The organism is Arthrobacter sp. Z4-13 (genome assembly GCF_054792705.1).
In genome coordinates this window covers 3,961,867-3,981,824 of sequence record NZ_CP096459.1, presented here as the reverse complement: position 1 = coordinate 3,981,824, position 19,958 = coordinate 3,961,867, and the positions used below count along the sequence as shown (strand labels likewise).

The 19,958-nt window shown below is 60.2% G+C and carries 16 protein-coding genes; 8 read left to right on the top strand and 8 right to left on the bottom strand.

Annotation, left to right across the window (positions count from 1 at the left end; all coding sequences use genetic code 11):
• The 5 genes from M1E07_RS20235 to dnaA form a co-directional block, all read right to left on the bottom strand.
• Entirely contained in the window at window positions 1-573 is a 573-nt protein-coding gene (locus M1E07_RS20235) for a DciA family protein (protein ID WP_461188384.1), read from the bottom strand.
• Window positions 566-1,768, bottom strand: coding sequence for a DNA replication/repair protein RecF (gene recF, locus M1E07_RS20230; RefSeq protein ID WP_461188383.1), 1,203 nt, complete (start codon window positions 1,766-1,768; stop codon window positions 566-568). The genes M1E07_RS20235 and recF overlap by 8 nt, the downstream gene beginning before the upstream one ends.
• 45 nt (window positions 1,769-1,813) lie before the next feature.
• Window positions 1,814-2,698 (bottom strand): phosphogluconate dehydrogenase (NAD(+)-dependent, decarboxylating), encoded by an 885-nt coding sequence (gnd, locus tag M1E07_RS20225; RefSeq protein ID WP_461188382.1) that lies wholly within the window; start codon window positions 2,696-2,698, stop codon window positions 1,814-1,816.
• Window positions 2,699-2,741: 43 nt separating this feature from the next.
• A complete protein-coding gene (gene dnaN / locus M1E07_RS20220; RefSeq protein WP_461188381.1) occupies window positions 2,742-3,866 on the bottom strand; it encodes a DNA polymerase III subunit beta in 1,125 nt (374 codons plus the stop codon).
• 524 nt (window positions 3,867-4,390) lie between these two features.
• Window positions 4,391-5,812 (bottom strand): chromosomal replication initiator protein DnaA, encoded by a 1,422-nt coding sequence (gene dnaA, locus M1E07_RS20215; RefSeq protein WP_461188380.1) that lies wholly within the window; start codon window positions 5,810-5,812, stop codon window positions 4,391-4,393.
• Between the two features lie 468 nt (window positions 5,813-6,280).
• On the opposite strand from dnaA, the gene rpmH reads away from it, so the two are divergent.
• The 8 genes from rpmH to M1E07_RS20175 all read left to right on the top strand — a co-directional run bounded on the left by rpmH (window position 6,281) and on the right by M1E07_RS20175 (window position 12,025).
• Window positions 6,281-6,418: a 50S ribosomal protein L34 gene (gene rpmH, locus M1E07_RS20210; RefSeq protein ID WP_003800212.1), complete on the top strand. Its 138-nt coding sequence runs from the start codon at window positions 6,281-6,283 to the stop codon at window positions 6,416-6,418.
• A 40-nt stretch (window positions 6,419-6,458) separates the two neighbouring features.
• Window positions 6,459-6,869 (top strand): ribonuclease P protein component, encoded by a 411-nt coding sequence (rnpA, locus tag M1E07_RS20205; RefSeq protein ID WP_461188379.1) that lies wholly within the window; start codon window positions 6,459-6,461, stop codon window positions 6,867-6,869.
• On the top strand, window positions 6,862-7,257 hold the full coding sequence (gene yidD, locus M1E07_RS20200; RefSeq protein WP_461188378.1) for a membrane protein insertion efficiency factor YidD: 396 nt from the start codon (window positions 6,862-6,864) through the stop codon (window positions 7,255-7,257). The genes rnpA and yidD overlap by 8 nt, the downstream gene beginning before the upstream one ends.
• 15 nt (window positions 7,258-7,272) lie before the next feature.
• Window positions 7,273-8,241 (top strand): membrane protein insertase YidC, encoded by a 969-nt coding sequence (yidC, locus tag M1E07_RS20195; protein WP_461188377.1) that lies wholly within the window; start codon window positions 7,273-7,275, stop codon window positions 8,239-8,241.
• Window positions 8,241-8,807, top strand: a complete 567-nt coding sequence (locus M1E07_RS20190) for a Jag family protein (RefSeq protein WP_461188376.1) — start codon at window positions 8,241-8,243, stop codon at window positions 8,805-8,807. The genes yidC and M1E07_RS20190 overlap by 1 nt, the downstream gene beginning before the upstream one ends.
• Window positions 8,808-8,828: 21 nt before the next feature.
• The gene (rsmG, locus tag M1E07_RS20185) at window positions 8,829-9,479 is read left to right on the top strand and encodes a 16S rRNA (guanine(527)-N(7))-methyltransferase RsmG (RefSeq protein ID WP_461188375.1); all 651 of its coding nucleotides are present in this window, start codon (window positions 8,829-8,831) and stop codon (window positions 9,477-9,479) included.
• Window positions 9,480-9,568: 89 nt separating this feature from the next.
• A complete protein-coding gene (locus tag M1E07_RS20180) occupies window positions 9,569-10,636 on the top strand; it encodes a ParA family protein (protein WP_461188374.1) in 1,068 nt (355 codons plus the stop codon).
• 66 nt (window positions 10,637-10,702) lie between these two features.
• Window positions 10,703-12,025, top strand: a complete 1,323-nt coding sequence (locus tag M1E07_RS20175) for a ParB/RepB/Spo0J family partition protein (RefSeq protein ID WP_461188373.1) — start codon at window positions 10,703-10,705, stop codon at window positions 12,023-12,025.
• A gap of 4,709 nt (window positions 12,026-16,734) precedes the next feature.
• Here M1E07_RS20175 and trxA read toward each other — a convergent pair.
• The 3 genes from trxA to M1E07_RS20160 form a co-directional block, all read right to left on the bottom strand.
• Complete coding sequence (trxA, locus tag M1E07_RS20170) at window positions 16,735-17,061, bottom strand: thioredoxin (protein ID WP_461188372.1); 327 nt, start codon at window positions 17,059-17,061, stop codon at window positions 16,735-16,737.
• A gap of 33 nt (window positions 17,062-17,094) precedes the next feature.
• Window positions 17,095-18,051: a thioredoxin-disulfide reductase gene (trxB, locus tag M1E07_RS20165; RefSeq protein ID WP_461188371.1), complete on the bottom strand. Its 957-nt coding sequence runs from the start codon at window positions 18,049-18,051 to the stop codon at window positions 17,095-17,097.
• A gap of 234 nt (window positions 18,052-18,285) precedes the next feature.
• Window positions 18,286-19,869 (bottom strand): ABC transporter substrate-binding protein, encoded by a 1,584-nt coding sequence (locus tag M1E07_RS20160; RefSeq protein WP_461188370.1) that lies wholly within the window; start codon window positions 19,867-19,869, stop codon window positions 18,286-18,288.
• Between the last annotated feature and the right edge of the window lie 89 nt (window positions 19,870-19,958).

Below are 19,958 nucleotides of genomic sequence, written 5' to 3'. Positions count from 1 at the left end.
CTATCCGTAGGTGTCCCGGGGGCCCCGGCCGTTGACGGACCGGCCGCCCTTGCGCCAGCTCGGCGCGGAGGGTCCGAGGACCTGGATGCTGGTCACCACTCCATCGCCCAATTCCACCCGGAATTTCTCCAGCAGGCTCACGCTGAGGAGCCGCAGCTGCGTGGCCCAGGCCGTCGAATCGCACCTGACGTGCAACGTGGTGTCGGTGAAGCTTTCCGGCGTGCAGTGGGCCGAGATTTCCGGTCCAACCAGGGTTGCCCACTCCGCCATGACGGAACCGACCGCAACCGGTGACGTCCAGCCGCGTTCAGCCACCAGCCGCCCTACTACTTTGCCGAGGCCGAGGGGGTCCCGGCCGGTGGCATGGAACTGGCTGAAACCGCGGGTGTCCCGAATCCCCCGTTTGGCTTTTTGTGCCCCGGGGCGGGTTGCAGCCCGGCGGATCTCACCACGCGCTGCGGCAGCCTCCCGCATTCTGTTCAGTGCTGCCTGCGGCGCATCGATGTTGTCCGGGACGCGGCCGTCAGAGCCTGCGGGTTGGTGGCCGCGAGCTTTTTCCTCGTCCCTATTCATCGATACCTCCCGCGATGACCTTCACCCGTCGCCCCGAGAGCTCCTCCGGGATATCGGCGTCGACGGCGGCGGTCACCAGGACCTGTTCCGCGCCCGAGACTATTGCCGCCAGTTTACGCCGGCGCTGGACGTCAAGCTCGGCAAAAACGTCATCGAGGATCAGGATGGGGGCCGAACCGCCTGTGCGGGCGTCATCCAGCATCACGTAGTAGGAAGCGAGCCGCAGCGACAGGCACATGGACCACGTTTCACCATGGGAGGCGTAGCCCTTCGCGGGTGCATGGCCCAGGACCAGCTCCAGTTCATCGCGGTGCGGGCCCACCAAAGAGATGCCCCGTTCCAGCTCTTTCCTGCGCGCTTCGGTGAAGGCGCGCACGTAGCGTTCCGTCAACTCCTCAACAGTCAGCTGGCGCAGGTTCTCACCTTGCGGCGAAGTACCACCGGTTCCGGCGCCGGCATCACGCAGCAAGGGGGTGCCGTCGTCGTCCATCTGGTTCTGAAGGGTGGAGCGGTAGACGGCGTCAGCGGGCTTTGACGCGTCAGTCAGCTCGGCATACGCCCCGGCCAGGTGCGGCCGAAGGCGCTCCACCAGTTCAAGCCGCGCGTACAGCAGCTGGGCACCGGCCTTGGCCATGTGCTGGTCCCAGACATCCAGTGTTGCTTCATGCGCGGAGGTGAACTTGCCGGAGCGGGCGGACTTCAGCAGGGCGTTGCGTTGTTTCAGGACCCGGTCGTAGTCACTGCGCGTGGCCGCGTGGTGCGGAATCAGGCTGGCGAGCAGCTCATCCAGGAAGCGGCGCCGGTTTGAGGGGTCACCCTTTACCAGTGCCAGATCTTCGGGGGCAAAGAGTACTGTCTGGCAGATGCCCAGCAGATCGCGGGCGCGCACCGGATTGCTCCGGTTAATGCGGCCCCGGTTGGCGCGGCCGGCGTTGATCTCCAGTTCCAGTACGGTGATCTGTCCGCCGCGGACCAGCCTTGCCCGGACGAGTGCGCGGTCGGTGCCGAAGCGCAAAAGCGGTCCGTCTGAACTGACGCGGTGGGAGCTCAACGTGGCCAGGTAGCCGATGGCCTCCATCAGGTTGGTCTTGCCGATGCCGTTGTATCCCACCAGAACGGTGACACCCGGCCCCAGGGCGAGGTCGACCTGGGCGTAACTGCGGAAGTCGGTCAAGGAGAGGTGTTCTAGGTACACGCGGGGTTCGGCAATTCTGGGAACCGCACAGGTTCCCGGTGGTGGTTACTTGGCAGGACGGGTTGCGTGTCCGCCGAACTGGTGGCGCAGTGCGGACACCATCTTCATGGCCGGGGAGCTGTCTTCGCGCGACTCGAAGCGCGCAAAGAGCGCGGCTGTGATGGCCGGTGCTGGAATTGCATTCGCGATGGCTTCTTCCACGGTCCACCTGCCCTCGCCCGAGTCTTCAACGTAGTCGTCGATGTTCTGCAGTCCAGGGTCCTCATCGAGTGCCTTGACCAGGAGGTCCAGCAGCCACGAACGGACAACGGTGCCCTTTTGCCAGGCGCGGAAAGTTCCGGGCAGATCGGTGATGATGTCCTTGGAAGCGAGCAGTTGGTAGCCCTCGGCGTAGGCCTGCATAAGGCCGTACTCGATGCCGTTGTGCACCATCTTCGCGTAGTGGCCGGCGCCGACTCCGCCGACGTGGACAAAGCTGTCTTCGCGATCACCCTCCGGACGCAGTGCGTCAAACACCGGAAGTGCCCGTTCGATATCGGCTGCTTCACCACCGGCCATCAGGCCGTATCCGTTCTGCAACCCCCAGACGCCGCCGGAAACACCGCAGTCTGCGAAGCGGATGCCCTTGGCGGCCAGGAGTTCCCCGTGCTTCTGGTCTTCCGTGAAACGTGAGTTGCCGCCATCGATTACGAGGTCGCCCTCGTCGAGCTTTTCGCCGAGTTCCCTGATCACTGCGTCAGTGATGTCACCGGCGGGGACCATCACCCAAATAAGCCGTGGACTGGGAACTGCGGCGAGCAGCTCATCAATGGAGCCGGCGTCGGTGACGTCCGGGTTGCGGTCATACCCGGTGACGTCCACACCGCCCTTGCGCAGGCGTTCGCGCATATTGAATCCCATTTTGCCGAGGCCGATCAGTCCGATGTGCACGGTGGATCTCTTTTCTGCGCTGGGTGTCGGGAGGCGGTGGGGACTAGTTGGGAAGGCGGACCGGCATCACGAGGTAACGGTAGTCATCCTGGTCCTCGCCGTCCGCGTCTGCCTGGGCCGTGATCATGGCTGGCTTTGGCGCCGTGGTGAACGAGAACCGGACAAACTTGGTTTCGATGACGCTCAGTCCTTCCACCAGGTAGTGCGGGTTGAAGGCCACGGTGATGTCGTCACCGGAAAGCTGAGCTTCCAGTTCCTCCGACGCCTGGGCGTCTTCCCCCGTGCCGGCGTCAAGGTTCAACAGGCCCTGGGTGAAGGCAAGGCGGACCGGGGTGTTGCGTTCAGCCACCAGCGAGACGCGGCGTACTGCTTCCACGAGTTCCTGGGTCTGGACCGTTGCGTGAATGGGCGTGGAGTCCGGGAAAAGCGAACGGATCTTTGGGTAGTCACCGTCCACCAGCAGGGACGTTGTGGTGCGGCCGCCGCTTTCGAACCCGATCAAGCGGCTTTCGTCATCTGCGAGGGCAAGCCGGATATCGCCGCTGTTGCCCAAGGTCTTGGCTACTTCGTTCAGGGTCTTGGCTTTGACCAGGGCGCTTGTGGAAATTCCGGGAGTTACCGGCTTCCATGGCACCTCACGCATGGCCAGACGGTAGCGGTCTGTAGCGAGGAGGGTGATCAGGTCATCTTCAATTTCCATCCGAACGCCCGTGAGGATGGGGAGCGTGTCATCCTTGCTGGCCGCAATGATCACCTGGGAGACGGCCTGGGCAAACGAGTCGCCAGGGACCGTTCCACTGACGCTCGGAAGTGCCGGAAGTGGCGGGTATTCAGCTTCGGGCATGGTGGCCAGATGGAAGCTGCTTCGGCGGCAGGTCAGGGTGACCTTGTTGCCCTCGGTCTCGACGTCCACCGGGGCCGACGGGAGGCTGCGGCAGATGTCTGCGAGGAGGCGGCCGGAAACCAGGATGGTGCCTTCGTCCCGGATATCAGCGGCGATTTCCAGGCGCGCGGAGGTCTCGTAGTCAAAGCTCGAAAGGCTGACCGTGCCTGCTTCTGCCTTCAAAAGAAGGCCGGAAAGGACGGGGACGGGCGGCCGCGGAGACAACGAGCGGGCTGTCCAGGTGACGGCTTCTGCCAGGACGTCCCGATCGACTCTGAACTTCACGGAAGGGTGCCGCCTTTCATTGCTGCTGCGATGGTGTGCCGAAAACTTCCCGCAGGAAGTCCCAGGAGGAGTTGTCCCGACGCCTGAACCTGCATGGTCCGTGCTGCCTGGACCACGCCGAAACCCAGGGATGGGAGCGCTGCTGACAGCTTAGCCGGAAGATCAGCGATTAACCCATCCCCACCTTGGACCGACTGGGTCCTTTGGGGCCGGTGTGCCTCGGCACGGTGCGGAGGAATCGATCTTGTTATTTGAGGGACTTCAAATTTTTGGGATTAGTAGTGTTAATAACTGCTGTGGAAACTGTGGATAACCTCCTCAGTCCGCGTGATCCGGCTGTTAAGCCCTGTTCATGGATTGTGGGCGGAGCAGGTTTTAAACAGGGTGTGGATGGGGACAAGATTTTTTGCGGTTTTTCGAATCCACAGGCGCCTTAAGGGTTTTAAGCCCATTAACCGCGGTTGTCCCCTTAACTATCCACAGGCTTATCCACATGCACCTGTTAATAAGGTATAGATGCTCCGCTAGGAGTCGCGCTGCTGCTGCTTGATCCGGTTGGTCAGCTCTGTCACCTGGTTGTAGATCACACGACGCTCGGCCATCAGTTCGCGGATCTTGCGGTCTGCGTGGATCACGGTGGTGTGATCGCGGCCGCCGAGCTCCTGGCCGATCTTGGGAAGCGACATGTCCGTCAACTCCCGGCACAGGTACATGGCGATCTGGCGGGCGGTGACCAGCGTCCTGGTACGTGACTTGCTGCAGAGCTCTTCCATGCTGAGCTTGAAGTAGTCCGCAGTCTGCGTGAGGATCTGGCCGGAAGTGATTTCCTGGGCGCCGTCGTCGGTGATGAGGTCCTTAAGGACCATCTCGGCGAGGGCAACATCCACGGGCTGCCGGTTGAGGCTGGCGAAGGCAGTAACCCGGATCAGGGCGCCTTCGAGTTCACGGATGTTGCTCGAAATCTTGGACGCGATGTACTCCAGGGCGTCATCCGGTGCGGAGAGACCTTCGCTCAAAGCCTTCTTCCGCAGGATGGCGATACGGGTCTCAAGCTCGGGTGGCTGGATGTCTGTCAGCAGGCCCCACTCGAAGCGGGATTTCATCCGGTCTTCGAAACCGGCGAGCAGCTTGGGCGGCTGATCCGAGGTGATGACCACCTGCTTGTTGTTGTTATGCAGGGAGTTGAACGTGTGAAAGAACTCCTCCAGCGTCCGGTCCTTGCCGGCCAGGAACTGGATGTCGTCGATCAGCAGGACGTCCACGTTGCGGTACGTGGTTTTGAAGCTGGCGCCCTCATCGTCGCGGATGGAGTTGATGAAGTCGTTGGTGAATTCTTCTGAATTGACGTAGCGGACGCGTATGCCGCTGTACAGGCGCCGGGCGTAATGTCCGATGGCGTGCAGCAGGTGCGTCTTTCCCAATCCGGAGTCACCGTAAATGAACAGCGGGTTGTAGGCCTTGGCCGGCGCTTCAGCCACAGCGACGGCGGCCGCATGGGCGAAGCGGTTGGAAGAACCGATCACAAAAGTATCGAAGACGTACTTGGGGTTCAGCCGGCCGAACTCGTGGGAGGTGCTGGGCAGCATGGGCTGCGGCTTCTGCTCGATGAGCTGGTCAGCTGAGAAGGAAGGCTCGACGACGGGTTCCGGTTCGATGTGGACAGGCACCAGATCGGTGTCGACGTCAATCGCGCAGCGGATGTCTTCCGAGAACACGTTGTGCAGGGCATCGTCCAGGGCGTCCTTGACCTGGGTCTGGAGCACTTCGCGGGTGAGTTCGTTGGGAACGGCAACCAGCAGGGTGGAGCCGATCAGGCCTTGGGCCTGGGCCAGGATGACAAAGCCACGCTGCCGCGGCGTAACGCGGTGGTCCTGCTCCAGCAAGGTGACAACCCGCCGCCAGGAACTTCCGACAGTATTGGCGTGGTTGGCTTCGTCTACTGTCATCAATCGGTTCCCTCAAAACTTGCTTTGCCTGCATTGCCTGCAGCCGCAAGTCTTGAACCAAGATGGGTTCAGCTTCATCCACAGGGTTATGCACAGCACGTGGATAATCGGCTACTGGGCAACTCTAGGGGATGAAAAGCCTAGAAGATAGCTGGCAAGTAGCTTGTGGATAATTACACCGTTGTTGTTCTGAAAGCGGCCCTGTGAGCCACTTCATCCACAGGCTGGAAGGGCCAGTTGGCCACAGTTGTGGATAGCGCTCCGCGCTGCTTCAGTTTGACTCAGGGGCTCAAATTGCCCTAACGTTGTGAAGTCCTTTGTGTACGCTTTTTGGCCCCATCTGAAGTTCTCAAGCGCAGCGTGTTTGAGCAGCCGGGGGAAGCGTGCATATACAAAACTTAGCGTCGGCCAGTTCTTCCCCTTTTACTGATCGGGTGGGCGCACCTTTGATCCACTGGAGTAACTAACGTGAGCAAGCGGACTTTTCAGCCGAATAACCGCCGTCGAGCCAAGAAGCACGGCTTCCGCCTTCGTATGCGTACCCGTGCCGGCCGCGCCATCCTGGCAGCCCGTCGTGGCAAGGGCCGTACCGAGCTGTCGGCGTAAATAACTGACTCGTCGGCAGACATTTCTTTGCGAGTTTAAGGTGCTGGCCACCCATAACCGTTTGAGGACTGCAACCGATTTTTCAACAACTGTACGTTCCGGTGTCCGCAATGGACGCCGGAACGTAGTGTTATATACGGCAGCTCTTGCTGCTGACGAACCCAGCCGGATCGGGTTCATCGTTTCCAAAGGTGTCGGGAACGCTGTGGTCAGGAACCTCGTTAAGAGGAGACTGAGAGAAGCAGGTGCTGCCTCGCTGCGCGAGTACGGCACCGGGTTTGCCATAGTGGTCCGGGCGCTTCCTGCGTCCGCGTCCGCAAGCTGGGATCAGCTGTTGTCGGATTACAACGTCGCACTGGCAGCGAACATAACCCGGCTGGCAGGCCGCCCTTCCCGGGCTGGTGCTAACGGTTCGGCCGGTACAACACAGGAGGGGACACTGCGTGCGTAACGCCACCGCCGTCGTCGTCACCTATCTCCTACCTGTTGCTGCCGCTGCCGGGCGGTTCCTCTGGAACCTGCCCCGCAACATCCTTATTCTTCTGCTGAAGGCCTACCGCAAGGTGATTTCCCCCTTGTATGGCCAGGTCTGTCGATTTTTCCCTTCATGCTCGGCCTATGCCCTTGAAGCGATTACCGTCCATGGTGCCGTCAAGGGGAGCTGGCTTGCCGTCCGCCGCCTCGGCCGCTGCCACCCATGGAATGCCGGCGGTGTGGACCATGTCCCCGCCGGTCACCGGGAATGGCCGGTAAGCCAGACCCCCACAATTGTTGTGATGAACAACCCGGACAAGTACCTGGCTGCTCGGACTGATGGAGAAGGCCGCACCGCGGCCTGACGAATAGGGATAAGTATGGACTTCTTTGAAACAATCATGTTTCCGTTCAAGTGGCTGGTGTCCATCATCATGGTGGGCTTCCATGAGGGCCTGAGCGCCATTGGCTTGCCTGAAGCCTCCGGCTGGACCTGGACTCTGTCCATCATCGGCCTGGTGCTGGTGATCCGCGCCGCCCTTATCCCTGTGTTCGTGAAGCAGATCAAGGCGCAGCGCGGCATGCAGCTGCTGCAGCCTGACCTGAAGAAGCTGCAGGACAAGTACAAGGGCAAGACTGACCAGCTGTCCCGCCAGGCCATGGCGCAGGAACAGATGGCCATGTACAAGAAGCACGGGACCAATCCGTTCTCTGCGTGCCTGCCCATGCTGATCCAGATGCCGTTCTTCTTCGCGCTGTTCACGGTGCTGTCCGGCATTTCGACCGCAAGCCGGGAGGGCGAGGGCATTGGCGCGATGAGCCACGAGCAGGTGGTTCAGTTTGACCAGTCCAGCATTTTCGGGGCTCCGCTGTCTGCTGCACTGCTTCACGGCGGCGCTACCAACGTGGCCGTCGTTGTCCTGAGCATCCTGATGATCCTCGCCATGACCGCGTCGCAGTTCATCACGCAGAAGCAGATCATGGCCAAGAACATGTCTGAAGAAGCCATGGCAAGCCCCTTCATGCGCCAGCAGAAGATGATGCTCTACATCCTGCCCATCGTCTTCGGTGTTGGCGGCATCAACTTCCCCATCGGTGTCCTGATCTACTGGACCACCACGAACCTCTGGACCATGGGCCAGCAGTTCTTCGTCATCCGCCGCATGCCGACGCCGGGATCCCCAGCCGCCAAGGCCCTCGCCGAGCGCCGTGCCGCAAAGGGCCTTCCTGCCCTCTCGATCCTGAGCGGCAAGAAGGACGAGGACGCCGACGCTGCTGCCGCCGCTACCGTGGCGCAGGCCAAAGCACAGCGCATCCAGCCACAACGCAAGAACAGGAAGAAGAAGTAATGTCAGCCGAAAGTACCGAGCACGCCCTTTCCGAAGAGATCATCGACGATCAGGACGAGTCCGTGGCCGAGGATACCTCCGCCCCCAAAGCTTCCTCAGCCAGCCGGCTTGAGGAAGAAGGGGACGTCGCGGCGGATTACCTCGAGGAACTACTGGACATCGCGGACATCGACGGCGACATTGACATTGAGGTCCGCAACGGCCGCACCTACATCTCCATCGTTACCGAAGAAGAGTCCGACAGCCTGGACAACCTGGTGGGAGAGGACGGCGAAGTCCTTGAAGCACTGCAGGAACTGACCCGTCTCTCCGTGCTCTCCGCAACGGAAAACCGGTCCCGGCTGGTGCTGGATATCAACGGCTACCGGCAGGAGCGCACGGGTCACCTGCAGAAGGTCGCCGAAGATGCAGCGGCCGCTGTGAAGAAGACCGGGGAAGCTGTTGCCCTTGAACCGATGAGTGCTTACGAGCGGAAGATCGTGCACGACGCCGTCGCGGACCTGGGCCTGGTGAGCGAGTCGGAGGGCGAAGGCGCCGGACGCCACATCGTTGTATCCGCGGACTAGAGAATTGCTGATTCGCTAATAATGGTTGATATCACGCCAGCTGAGCTACTGGCAGCTGAAAAGATCTTCGGGGACCGGCTGGACCTCGCCAAACGCTATGTGGAACACCTTGCCACCTCCGGGACTGAGCGTGGGCTTATTGGGCCGCGGGAGATCCCCCGCTTGTGGGGGCGGCACGTCCTCAACTGTGCCGTCATTGAAAGCCAGATTACGCAGGGAAGCCACGTTGCCGACGTCGGCAGCGGCGCGGGGCTGCCCGGCCTTTGCCTTGCGATTGCGCGTCCGGATCTGGAACTCACCCTCATCGAACCGCTGGAGCGCAGGGTGATCTGGCTGCAGGAAGTGGTTGATGATCTGGGCCTGGGCAATGTGACGGTTATGAGGACCCGCGCTGAACTTGCCGTAGGTCACGTGGAGGCCGACGTTGTGACGGCGAGGGCGGTATCTGCCTTGACTAACCTCGCGGGCCTCACCATTCCCCTGCTCGGAGGGCATGGTGAAGTAATTGCCATCAAGGGCCGCAGTGCGGCTGAGGAAATTGAGAAGGCCGCGAAGGTTATCCGTAAACTGGGGGGCGTTCAGACATCTGTCGTCACGGTTGGCGACAGCCTGCTGGAAGAGCCCACTACCGTGGTGCGCATTGTTGTTAACAAGTCCCAAAAGAAGGCCTAGGGTAGGCCCGGCGGCCACGGTCTGCCGGGGTAAGCAGTTAGGCTAGTCAACGGCAGCAAAAATAGCTGAACGAGAGTGAGTGTGCACCAGTGACCAGTAGCGAAGCCTCCACGCAACGGATACCGCCGTTCGTGTCATTGGGGTCGGCGCGTTCTCTCGCTGGTGCTGTTTCCGCCGCCTCCGGCTTTTCAGGGAATCAACCCAAGTCAGTTTCATCTTCTTCTCCTATTTTTGTTTCACGTGAAACAACGTCAACAGGTAGGGCAAATATCATTGACGCAATTGATGATTCGAGCCCCATCGCCCGCGAGTTGGCGCACGAGACCCGCCGGCGGGAGCGGCTGGTAGGACGCCAACTGCCGCGTCCTGAGAAGACGCGCATTTTTACGGTGTCCAACCAGAAGGGTGGCGTAGGCAAGACCACCACCACGGTGAACATTGCTGCCGCGCTTGCCGCTGCCGGACTCAATGTCCTGGTTATTGATATCGACCCCCAGGGCAACGCGTCCACTGCTTTGGGTATCGAGCACCACGCGGATGTGGACAGCATCTACGACGTCCTGATCAACGATGTTCCCTTGGCCGATGTGGTTGCGCAGTGCCCGGATATCGGCAACCTCATCTGCGCCCCGGCCACGATTCACTTGGCAGGTGCGGAAATTGAGCTCGTGTCCCTGGTGGCGCGTGAGCAGCGGTTGCGGCGGGCTATCGATGTATACGCAAAGGCACGTGAGAAGAAGGGCGAAGAACGCCTGGACTACATCTTCATCGACTGCCCTCCAAGCCTTGGCCTCTTGACAGTCAACGCGTTCTGCGCAGCCAGCGAAGTCCTTATTCCAATCCAGTGTGAGTACTATGCACTCGAAGGCCTGAGCCAGCTCCTCAAGAACATCGAGATGATCCAGAAACATCTCAATGCCGATCTCGTGGTTTCGACCATCCTTCTCACCATGTACGACGGCCGCACCAACCTTGCTGCCCAGGTCGCCGCCGAGGTCCGCCAGCACTTCCCTGAACAAGTACTGTCTGCGGTAGTGCCCCGTTCGGTTCGCATCTCCGAAGCACCGAGTTACCAGCAAACCGTGATGACCTACGACCCCTCATCCAGTGGAGCCCTGTCCTACCTGGAAGCCGCTGCTGAAATAGCAGAACGCTAAAATCTTCGAGAACTGCAACAACTGGGGTGCGGCAAGGTCGTGCTCTACCACTGGAGGGATTTACCCATGAGCGAGAAGCGACGGGGCCTAGGCCGCGGTCTTGGCGCACTGATTCCGAGTTCCGCCGGTGCAAACGGGGCGGGCAACGGTGCAGCGGTTTCGCGGCCCGTCGATCTCTTCTTCCCCGAGGGGCGCAGGAAGACGGTTGAACCCGAGGAAGTTACAGATACTTCACCGGCGGCGGAGTCAGGGCGGCGGGCGGGAACAACAACCAGCTCTGCGCCCACCAGGGATGCTGCTTCCAAAGCTCTTGCCAGCCCGTCGCCTAAGACGAATGCAAAATCATCCGCAGCGCAGCGGGCATCCGAGTCAACGCCTGCCCCGAGCGTCTCCGGTAGCGAGTCGCCGTCGAAGACCACCGGCAGCACCAAGGCCGCCGGCAAGTCCGCGGTCAAGACGGATGCCGAAGTGGCACCCTCCCCTAAAGCTGATTCGCCCGACCACGCGGACGTCCCCGCCGGTGATTCCTTTGAATCGTTTGGTACGGATGCCGGGGTTGAGTTGGTGCCGGTCCCCGGCGTCCGTTTTGCTGAAATACGCGTCTCTGATATTCACCCCAACCGGAAACAGCCACGTGCAGTCTTCGATGAGGACGACATGGCGGAGCTTGTTCACTCCGTCCGCGAAATTGGCGTTCTCCAGCCGATTGTTGTGCGGAACTCAACCGAAGTTGGTGGAGAGCCGTTTGAGCTCGTTATGGGCGAAAGGCGCTGGCGAGCGGTACAAGCCGCCGGCCTGGACACCATCCCCGCAATCGTCAGAGACACCACGGACGATGACCTGTTGCGGGATGCGTTGCTGGAGAACCTCCACCGGAGCCAGCTGAACCCCTTGGAAGAAGCCGCGGCCTACCAGCAGCTCCTTGAGGACTTCGGTACTACCCATGAACAGTTGGCCGACCGCATCGGCCGGTCACGCCCGCAGGTGTCCAACACGCTGCGGCTCCTGAAGCTGCCCCCATTGGTCCAGCGCCGGGTGGCAGCCGGAGTACTTTCTGCAGGCCATGCGCGTGCTCTCCTGGCACTTCCTGACGCTGCTGCAATGGAACGCTTGGCACAACGGATTGTGGCCGAAGGCATGTCCGTGCGGGCCACGGAAGAAGCCGTAGCCATGCACCAGGATCCAGCAACGCCGGCGAAGAAGAACATTCCCCGTCCCGGAGCACGCCACGAACGTCTCGATTACTTGGCGTCGTCGCTTTCCGACCGTTTGGACACGAACGTCAAGATCTCGCTGGGTGTCCGCAAGGGCCGGGTTAGCATCGAATTTGCCAGCGTCGAGGACCTCAACCGGATTATGGACGTCCTCGCTCCTGGCTCCGAGAACTAAATAAGCCAGGGGCCGCCTGGTTTGCTGCAAGGGCTGCAGGGGTTCAAGGGCTGCATTGCTCCGGCAGAAGCTGCCTTTCAGCACGGTGCTCCTAACTGCGGGAGTCTTGGTTGTGGTGTGGGTGCGAGAACTTCCTGGCGATGGGGCCTAGTGCTTCCGTTTTGTCTGTCGCACACTGATTCCGGTGATGACTTGCCGCCGTGAAGTATGCCTCGAATGCCGGAGGCGAACTCCCCCTACTCCAGGCCGGCATTTGCGGTCCTGTTGCCGTGTTGCCAAGGCATTGTGTTTCACGTGAAACAGAAGCTGGGTTGATGTTAAAGGCGGGTGGGCCTATGCCCGCTTTCTCCGCACTGCGGGGGAAAACCTTCCTTCACCCCGCAGGAGCTGTTTTCCCTGCCGTGCCTTGGACCGTGCATTCAGCACACGATACGTGGACGCCCCTCCTCATGTAGTTCCTGTACCGATGCAGATGCCGGCTGAGGCGGCATTCGCGGACATCGATTGCCGAGCCCACCTGCATGCCGTCTCTTTGGTTTGCGTGTGTGAGGCAGTCGTGCGGTCCTCGCGTGACAGAATAGGCGGCTGCGGCGCAAAGTCCGCCTGAAGCGATCGCTAGTTGCCTCATTTTCAGTCCTGCCCGCTCCATAGTCCTAAGACGTTGGCTGGTCCTCGGAATGTTCCCTGATGCCGGGCGCCGTGCTCGTCCGGTAGTGCTGTTCGTGTGTTTCACGTGAAACGCTCGTCCTTAAACTCGGACGCCTCGAAGTAGCCTTCACGAGCAGCTGCGATGCGAGGAGCGGCACGGTTCGGCCGGCGCAGCCGCTTTGAGGCTTAAAGGCGTGGGAGCGTCTATACCGAAGGTATGCTTTGCCCTCACTCTGCAAAATAGACATGTCGGCGCGTGATGAGCGCTGCCAATGTTGCGGCAGTCGGGTCCGAACATCCGCGCCCCTAGGTTCGACGAGCATTACATCTGCAAAGCCGGCGGACACCCATTGTTCAGGTTCCGCGGATGTTTACATGAACCTCGGGGCCATCCATCGCTTAGCGCATAGAGGCACCTGCGCTGCCGGTGGCACAGATCGTCGTGTTGATACCTATGTCCGGATTCTGGCGTCACAGCATATTCGTAGTGCCTAGGTTGGCAGGTTGAAAGGGCTCCAGCAGCGCCCAGAACCACCGTCTCTCCTTATGGTGCGGAGGACCTTACCAAAAAGGAGGCCTGGGCGGAGCTGTGCATACCGTGGGCAGATCAAGGGCACTAGTACTGGGCACGCACGAAAAGCGCCTATGCCTGGCGTCCGCTTGGAGTCCAAACAGAACGTAGGCAGTTGTCCAGGTATAGCTGATGCTTACGCGGTGCAAAATGGACAATTTGCCTTGTGTTCCGATGCTGGAGGGTTGCGCGCGGCAGCGGCCATGGCAGCTTGTAAGGGACTGAACTCACTTCGTCGGGGTTGGCCTGATCAAAGCTCGCGGTGCGGGCGCGAAAAGGAAGACTGGTGCTCGCTGATCATCGGTGCATCCCGGCCGTTTCACGTGAAACAAACGCATGCGAGAGCGGCAGCAAGCTTCGCCGCAACTGACGGCCCATGCCGTCCTACTTGCAAGGGCCTTCACCTATATGGACAGCACCCTAAGCGGCGGGTCACACCGAATTTGATCACCGGTACGGTCTAGGGGGCCTTGCAGTCTGGACGTCACAGGCCCAACGTGGCGCTGTCGGAAGGAAGGTCGTCGAGCACGAAGTTGCGGGCTAGTGCGACAGCGAGAGGCTCCACGCCTGAGAAGCTCCATATGCATGGTCGTCCCCCAATTCCTGGCGCGCACACCTGGATTGCGCGGCGCTCCTTCCCTAGTTGACCGGACAGTGCCGTTGCTGCGGAATGACTAAGTGCTCGAGCGGGGCGCAAGCCAAACTTGTGCCGGCATGCATCTACTTCTTGTGAGCCCTGCACTAGGACTGCCGTGCGATCGTCCTGCAGTTCCGATAAACGTGCGCTCGTCCTCACGTTTCGATGTCGTGGCCGAGCCGGTGCGCCGGATCTGCAATGACGGAAGCCGCCGGTCAATTCGCTGGTTACATAGCTGCAAAAGGGGTGCGGGCGGTGTGCATATCCCTGTGGATAAGCCTGTGGATACCTGCTGCTGACCCTGTGGATTCTGTAGTCAGAAACTCGGCTGCGTCGGAGCGCCAAGACCCATCTTCTGGTCTATGCCCCACAACGCGCAGCCGCATCGTTTCACGTGAAACCCGGGTGCTGTTGATTTGGAGTCGTGACAGGCGTAATGGCCCGCTTGCGAGAACGCGCAGGCGAGCGAAAACGGTTTAGTTCCAGACAACAACAGCCCGGTAAGGCCCGACTGCCCGATCAAAAGAGCTGACGTAGAAGTAGGTAGGGCCATCACCGCCTACAAAGCTGCGCACCTCGGATCGTCGGTCACAGCGCACAGCCTTGTGATATTCCTAACGCCCTGTGGATAACCATGGGGAGAAGCAGTCTCGGGGCTGTGGAAAATACTGTGGACAACCATGTGACACGGTCCCCTAGAACAGCGTGAATGTTGTCATCGCTAAGCCCTGTGGGCATAGAGATTGACGTAGGTATCAGGGCGTTCATGACATCCTTCGTTGATTGTGGCTCCGTTGCTGTCTACGCGTATCTGGCCAAAGTACCCCGGCCCGGCTGAACCTGCCGTGTATACCCTGTGGATGCTGCGACTGTGGAACGCGATCACTGACCCTCCATGGGGTGAAGAGGTACAAGCACACCGTCTTCGGTGCTGCCTGGTCGCCAAAAGTACCGCCGCCGACAGACGGGCTCCTCCAGGCACTACGCCAGTGCGAAACCACTTTCGCCCACTCGTGGCGTGGTTCCCAGGGTTAGTCGTCCATGGTCGCCAAGGCAGAAAGTTCCATAAGCTCCGGTCTCAGTCAGCCCATGTTTCGTTGGACCTCGCTGCCGACCTTTCATCTTGATGGGCGCTAAAGGAGATCCACATACGGCTTCCCATTCACGTTCTGCAAGAATCAAAGGTTTGGTGCCGATCGTTGGATACCCTTCTAGCCGGCACGCCGCTTTGGCTTCTGTGGGTGCCGCTCCTATAAAGGTTCCCGTCTATAGATCCTTTGCAGGGGTCGAACACAAGCGATTGGCGCATGTTTCACGTGAAACAGGACGAAAGGCGCTGCCCCTTCGTATTGGGTGAAGATGGCAGCCTTCACAGATTCTTCCTATGACTGCTACTGAAGGCGCTGCCAGGCGGGACGGCGTTGGCGATCGAGAACGGGTCGTACCCGCGGGACGCAGAATCCGGGATTGTCGTCCACGGTCGGTATGCTGATGAATCGGCGCCATCTGCGTATTGTTACGGGTACCAAGTACCTATGCGATTTGCACCTGTAGCTTTAGAACCTGAGGGCATAAGCTGGTGCATCTGCTCTCGCATGCCCCCGCCCGTAGACTCGGATCATCGGCTTCGGGACGGCAACAATGCTGGCCCCGAATCGAGGCTAAAGCGGTATTGCCTTTGTCCGGATTGGCCGTTGGGTCGCGTCACCCTTGGATCATCGGGTGGGCCTGGCCGTTCATTTTCGAGTACCCCTCCTTCAAGCCCTGCACAGGATTTCACATCGGTCCCGATGCAGGTCTCCGCATCAACTGGTGCTGTTCCAAGCACAACACGCTTATTGTGCTGTTGCGTAGACAGCGATGTTGGGAAAGGGCTTGCTCTCGGGACAAGGTGAACGGAGACAGTCATGACGTGATGTTTACTGCCGACGGTGTTGTGCTCCGCAACCCAATTAGTGGTATCTAGCTTTACCGGTTGGTTTCCGTAGGCGCGCTGGCAGTTTCACGTGAAACAAGGCATGAGCTTTTGTCGTAACCTGCCCCCCGCCGGCTCCTGTGTTTTGTTTACCTATTGATGTTCTTAGACGTCAAGCATCGTACTGGCGCAGCCGTTCCTTCTGTTGGACGTATGCAACATTTCTGCTGTTGGCTGCTCTATTGGTACCTGGTGCTATTAGGCCGACTTGGTGCTCCGAATCCGCGTAGTACATGACCGTCAGAGGCAATGTGACGAAGTCACCAACTGATGAAACCAAGATGTCGCAGTCCGGCACCTCGAGCGTGTGACTTGTAGTCGACCTGCTCGGCAATGCCGCTGCGCCACTTTCAGGCGGTGCTTGATCGGCACCTATTGAATATGTTGGATGTTTCACGTGAAACAGCAAGGAGTCCGTAACGATGAGAGCGGCTTAGTTACGAAAGTCGGACATTTAGGTTTTCGGCTCAATGTGCTATGGAACTATCCTGGCGGCACTGTAAATCTGATGTCCGGTGCTCTTGGGATGGGCATCGTCGCTGCCAGCTTGCGAGGCCTTGGGACAGTTCCGACTCCTGGCGTCCGCTCCGCCCGGCCTCAAGCGTCTTCAAGCTTGAGATTCTGTTTCACGTGAAACACTTTGCGATGATCTGGGCGGCTGTCTTCGAGGCATCGCCGGACGGGCTGCGGTCAGGAAGACTCTAAGTACTCCCCCGCCTGATTCAACCAGGGGCGAAGAAGGCGCGGACTCTTCGGTATCGTGGGCAACAATCGCGCGGACAAGTGAATCCCGGCACTACGCGGCAAAAGAAAAGTGGCCACCGCAATAGAGCGGTGGCCACTGCATAACTGCTGGACCTGGTCCAGCGTCTGCCCTCTTAGGAAAGGACGTCAGCAAATTCCTTCTCGAAGAACTGCTTCGGCTTTGCCCCGATGACGGTGCTCTTCACTTCCCCGCCTTGGAACAGGTAAACAGCGGGAATCGAAGTGATACCGTATTCCGCAGCAATTCCCGGATTGTCGTCGACATTCAGCTTCACGACGTCAACCTTTTCGCCGTACTCAACCGAGATCTCGTCGAGAATCGGACCGAGCTTGCGGCAGGGGCCGCACCACTCAGCCCAAAAATCCACGATAACCGGCTTATCCGAGGACAAAACGTCTGTACCGAAAGTTGCGTCTGTTACGTCTTTGGCATTGCTCATGGCTTGATCTCTCTTCGTCTAGGGCTTGTGGATTTATGCGGGCAGGTCTGCGAGGTAGTGCTCAACGTCAAGCGCGGCAACACAGCCGGAACCGGAAGCTGTGATGGCCTGACGGTAGGTGGGGTCAATGACATCGCCGGCAGCGAAGACGCCCGGCAGGCTGGTCTTGGAACTGCGGCCTTCCACGGCGATGGTTCCTTCGGGCGTCAGGTCCAGGATTCCCTTGACCAAATCAGTTCGTGGGTCATTACCGATGGCGACGAACACACCCGTTACGTCCAGATCGGATACGGAGCCGTCAATGAGGTTCTTCAACTTCAGGCCGGTGACTTTCTGGTCGCCAACCACGTCGTCCACGGTGCTGTTCCATACGAAGTTGATCTTCTCGTGTGCCAGGGCACGGTCTGCCATGATTTTCGACGCCTTCAGCGAATCGCGGCGGTGGACAACCGTTACCGATTTCGCAAACTTGGTGAGGAACAGCGCCTCTTCCATTGCAGAGTCTCCCCCGCCAATGACAGCGATGTCCTGGTCCTTGAAGAAGAAACCATCGCAGGTTGCACACCAGCTGACGCCGTGCCCTGAAAGACGCTTCTCGTTAGGCAGGCCAAGTTCACGGTAGGCCGAGCCGGTGGAAAGAATCACTGCCTTCGCCTGGAAGCTTTCACCCGTGGCGATGGTGACCGTCTTTACAGGTCCTTCAAGCTGGAGCGAGGTGACGTCCTCGAACTGAATTTCTGTGCCGAAGCGCGCTGCCTGCTTCTCAAAGTTCTCCATCAGGTCCGGTCCCATGATGCCGTCCGGGAAGCCCGGGTAGTTCTCAACATCTGTGGTGTTCATCAGTTCACCGCCGGCAGTGACAGAACCTGCCAACATCAGGGGCTTCAGGTTGGCACGGGCGGTGTAAACAGCTGCCGTGTAACCAGCCGGGCCGGAGCCGACGATAATGACATCACGTACGTCTGACGTGGTGTTTTCTGTGATGGTCACTGAACGGTGAACCTCTTCCTTATTTGACGTGCCCCGCTTTGGAGGCCGGCCACATGGCACAACTGATACTGCAGGCTGAATATTCCGGCCCCGGTGCATGACCGATTGCCGATGGACAGCAGCAAGCGAAATCCCTGAGGCGCTTTTTCAAGATTACCGCCGCGCGGCAAACCCACGGACCGCAGACGACCTCCAGCCGCAGGTTCCGTGGAACCGGACGCAAGGCAGCTGAAGTTACTGAACCTTAACCTCGGCCAACCGCAGTCCGAAACCGTAGCGCGTCTTTGGCGCAGCGAGCTGGGGAAGCGAGTTGATGGAGACAATGACGTACTGGGCTTGTACCGGTGCCGCGAGGGGCATGTTCAGGTCCGTAGAAGTAAAGCTGTTGGTCCCCACGGCCTTCGCTCCCTCCAGCGACGGCCGGTCGTTGGTGTAGACGGTGATGTTTCCACCGGAGCCGCCCAGCTGCGAAAGTGTGACGGATGAAACCGTTGCAGGGTTCTTAAGCTTTACCACCAGCGGCACGCCCTGGGCGGCGAGTCCACCCCAGTTTTCGGTGGCAAATTCCATGTCAGACCAGTAACTGGCTGCGTTACCGTCGTAGGCCTTGACCAGGTCACCGTCAAAGGTCGCCGCAAAATCGAAGTTACCCTGCCGGCTGACGCTTTCAATGGCGGGCGGGACGGCGGGCGGTGCGGAGGTGGGTGCCTGCGTAGGTGCAGCCGAGCCTGCGGGGGCCCCGTTGGGGGTGGCAGGAGCGGAGGGGTTGGCCTGAGGACCCGGGGAGAAAAGGCTGCCGAGGTTGGTCACGGCGAAAACAAGGCCGGCAATCAGGACGACGGCCAGCAGTCCGCCCACCAGCCATCGCATGGACCGAGGTTCACGTGCAGGTACATCCCGGTCGTCGTCATAGTCGTCCTGCTCAGCGTAGGAAGGGCCAGAACCGGCGGCCGGGGCTGCCGCGCGGGCAAAGACCGACGACTTCTTATTGGCCGGCCGGTCATCTTCTGCCGGCGCATCCTCATAGCGGTCCTGGCTGTCGGCGCTGGCGTAGTCGTCTTCCGACCAGAGGGACACCCTTGGCTTCCCTGAATCAGGCGTTTCTGCATTAGTCGGGTTGGAGGCGTAGCTGGCAGTGGCCGGATCTTCGGCAGGCCGCGTCGAAGGGCCGGCGGGCCGTGTCAGCGGACCGGCAGGGCGTGCTGACGCGCTTGAAGCCGCAGCCCCGGCTGCTGCACCAGTGGCGCCACCGAGGGCCGTTCCCCCGAAGGGGGACGCCCCGGAAGGCTTGCGGCCGGCGGGTGCAGTGGCCGGACGGACCGGTGGCTTCGGCGGAACAGCGGGTGCGGCGCGGTAAGGATCAACCTGGTTGGGGTGAGTGCCCCCATAGTTGATGTAGCCCGCGTCCACATGATCTTCGTCGTCGTAAGGCTCGGGCTCGTGGGACCGCGGCTGGCCGAAGATTTCACTTCCCAGAGTGTCCGTAAAGAAAGGCTCCACGTACGGAGGGTTGGACGCCACCACGAGATCCAGCAGGTCCGCAGCGGACGTGTGGTTGGTGATCAAGTACGTGGCAGCCTCAGTCACTCCGAGGTCAAGAACCTGAACAGTTCCGGGGCGTTCGCCGGTGGCGACCTCCCGGGCGCTCTGCGCAACCTGCTCCGTGTTGTCCGGTCCGGCAACCAGGATGCTGACGGGACGGTTAAGTACCTGGTCCACACCATCCAGCACCAGATCGTGGTCGTGCGAGGCCAATACAGTGGCTGTGACCTTGTAACGGCCGCCCAGTACTGATCCGACATCGATCGGGTTGGACACGTGTTCCTCCTAGACTTTCCGGTATCGCCGGCACGGATGGCGCAACCACCGTTCAAGGGGCCGCCGGGGAGGCTGGTCCTTGAATGCAA

Coding starts and splice junctions, on each gene's coding strand:
- trxA (WP_461188372.1), bottom strand. CDS start 17,061: ATGAGCAATGCCAAAGACGTAACAGACGCAACTTTCGGTACAGACGTT.
- dnaA (WP_461188380.1), bottom strand. CDS start 5,812: ATGACAGTAGACGAAGCCAACCACGCCAATACTGTCGGAAGTTCCTGG.
- M1E07_RS20190 (WP_461188376.1), top strand. CDS start 8,241: ATGTCAGCCGAAAGTACCGAGCACGCCCTTTCCGAAGAGATCATCGAC.
- M1E07_RS20175 (WP_461188373.1), top strand. CDS start 10,703: ATGAGCGAGAAGCGACGGGGCCTAGGCCGCGGTCTTGGCGCACTGATT.
- rsmG (WP_461188375.1), top strand. CDS start 8,829: ATGGTTGATATCACGCCAGCTGAGCTACTGGCAGCTGAAAAGATCTTC.
- M1E07_RS20235 (WP_461188384.1), bottom strand. CDS start 573: ATGAATAGGGACGAGGAAAAAGCTCGCGGCCACCAACCCGCAGGCTCT.
- yidC (WP_461188377.1), top strand. CDS start 7,273: ATGGACTTCTTTGAAACAATCATGTTTCCGTTCAAGTGGCTGGTGTCC.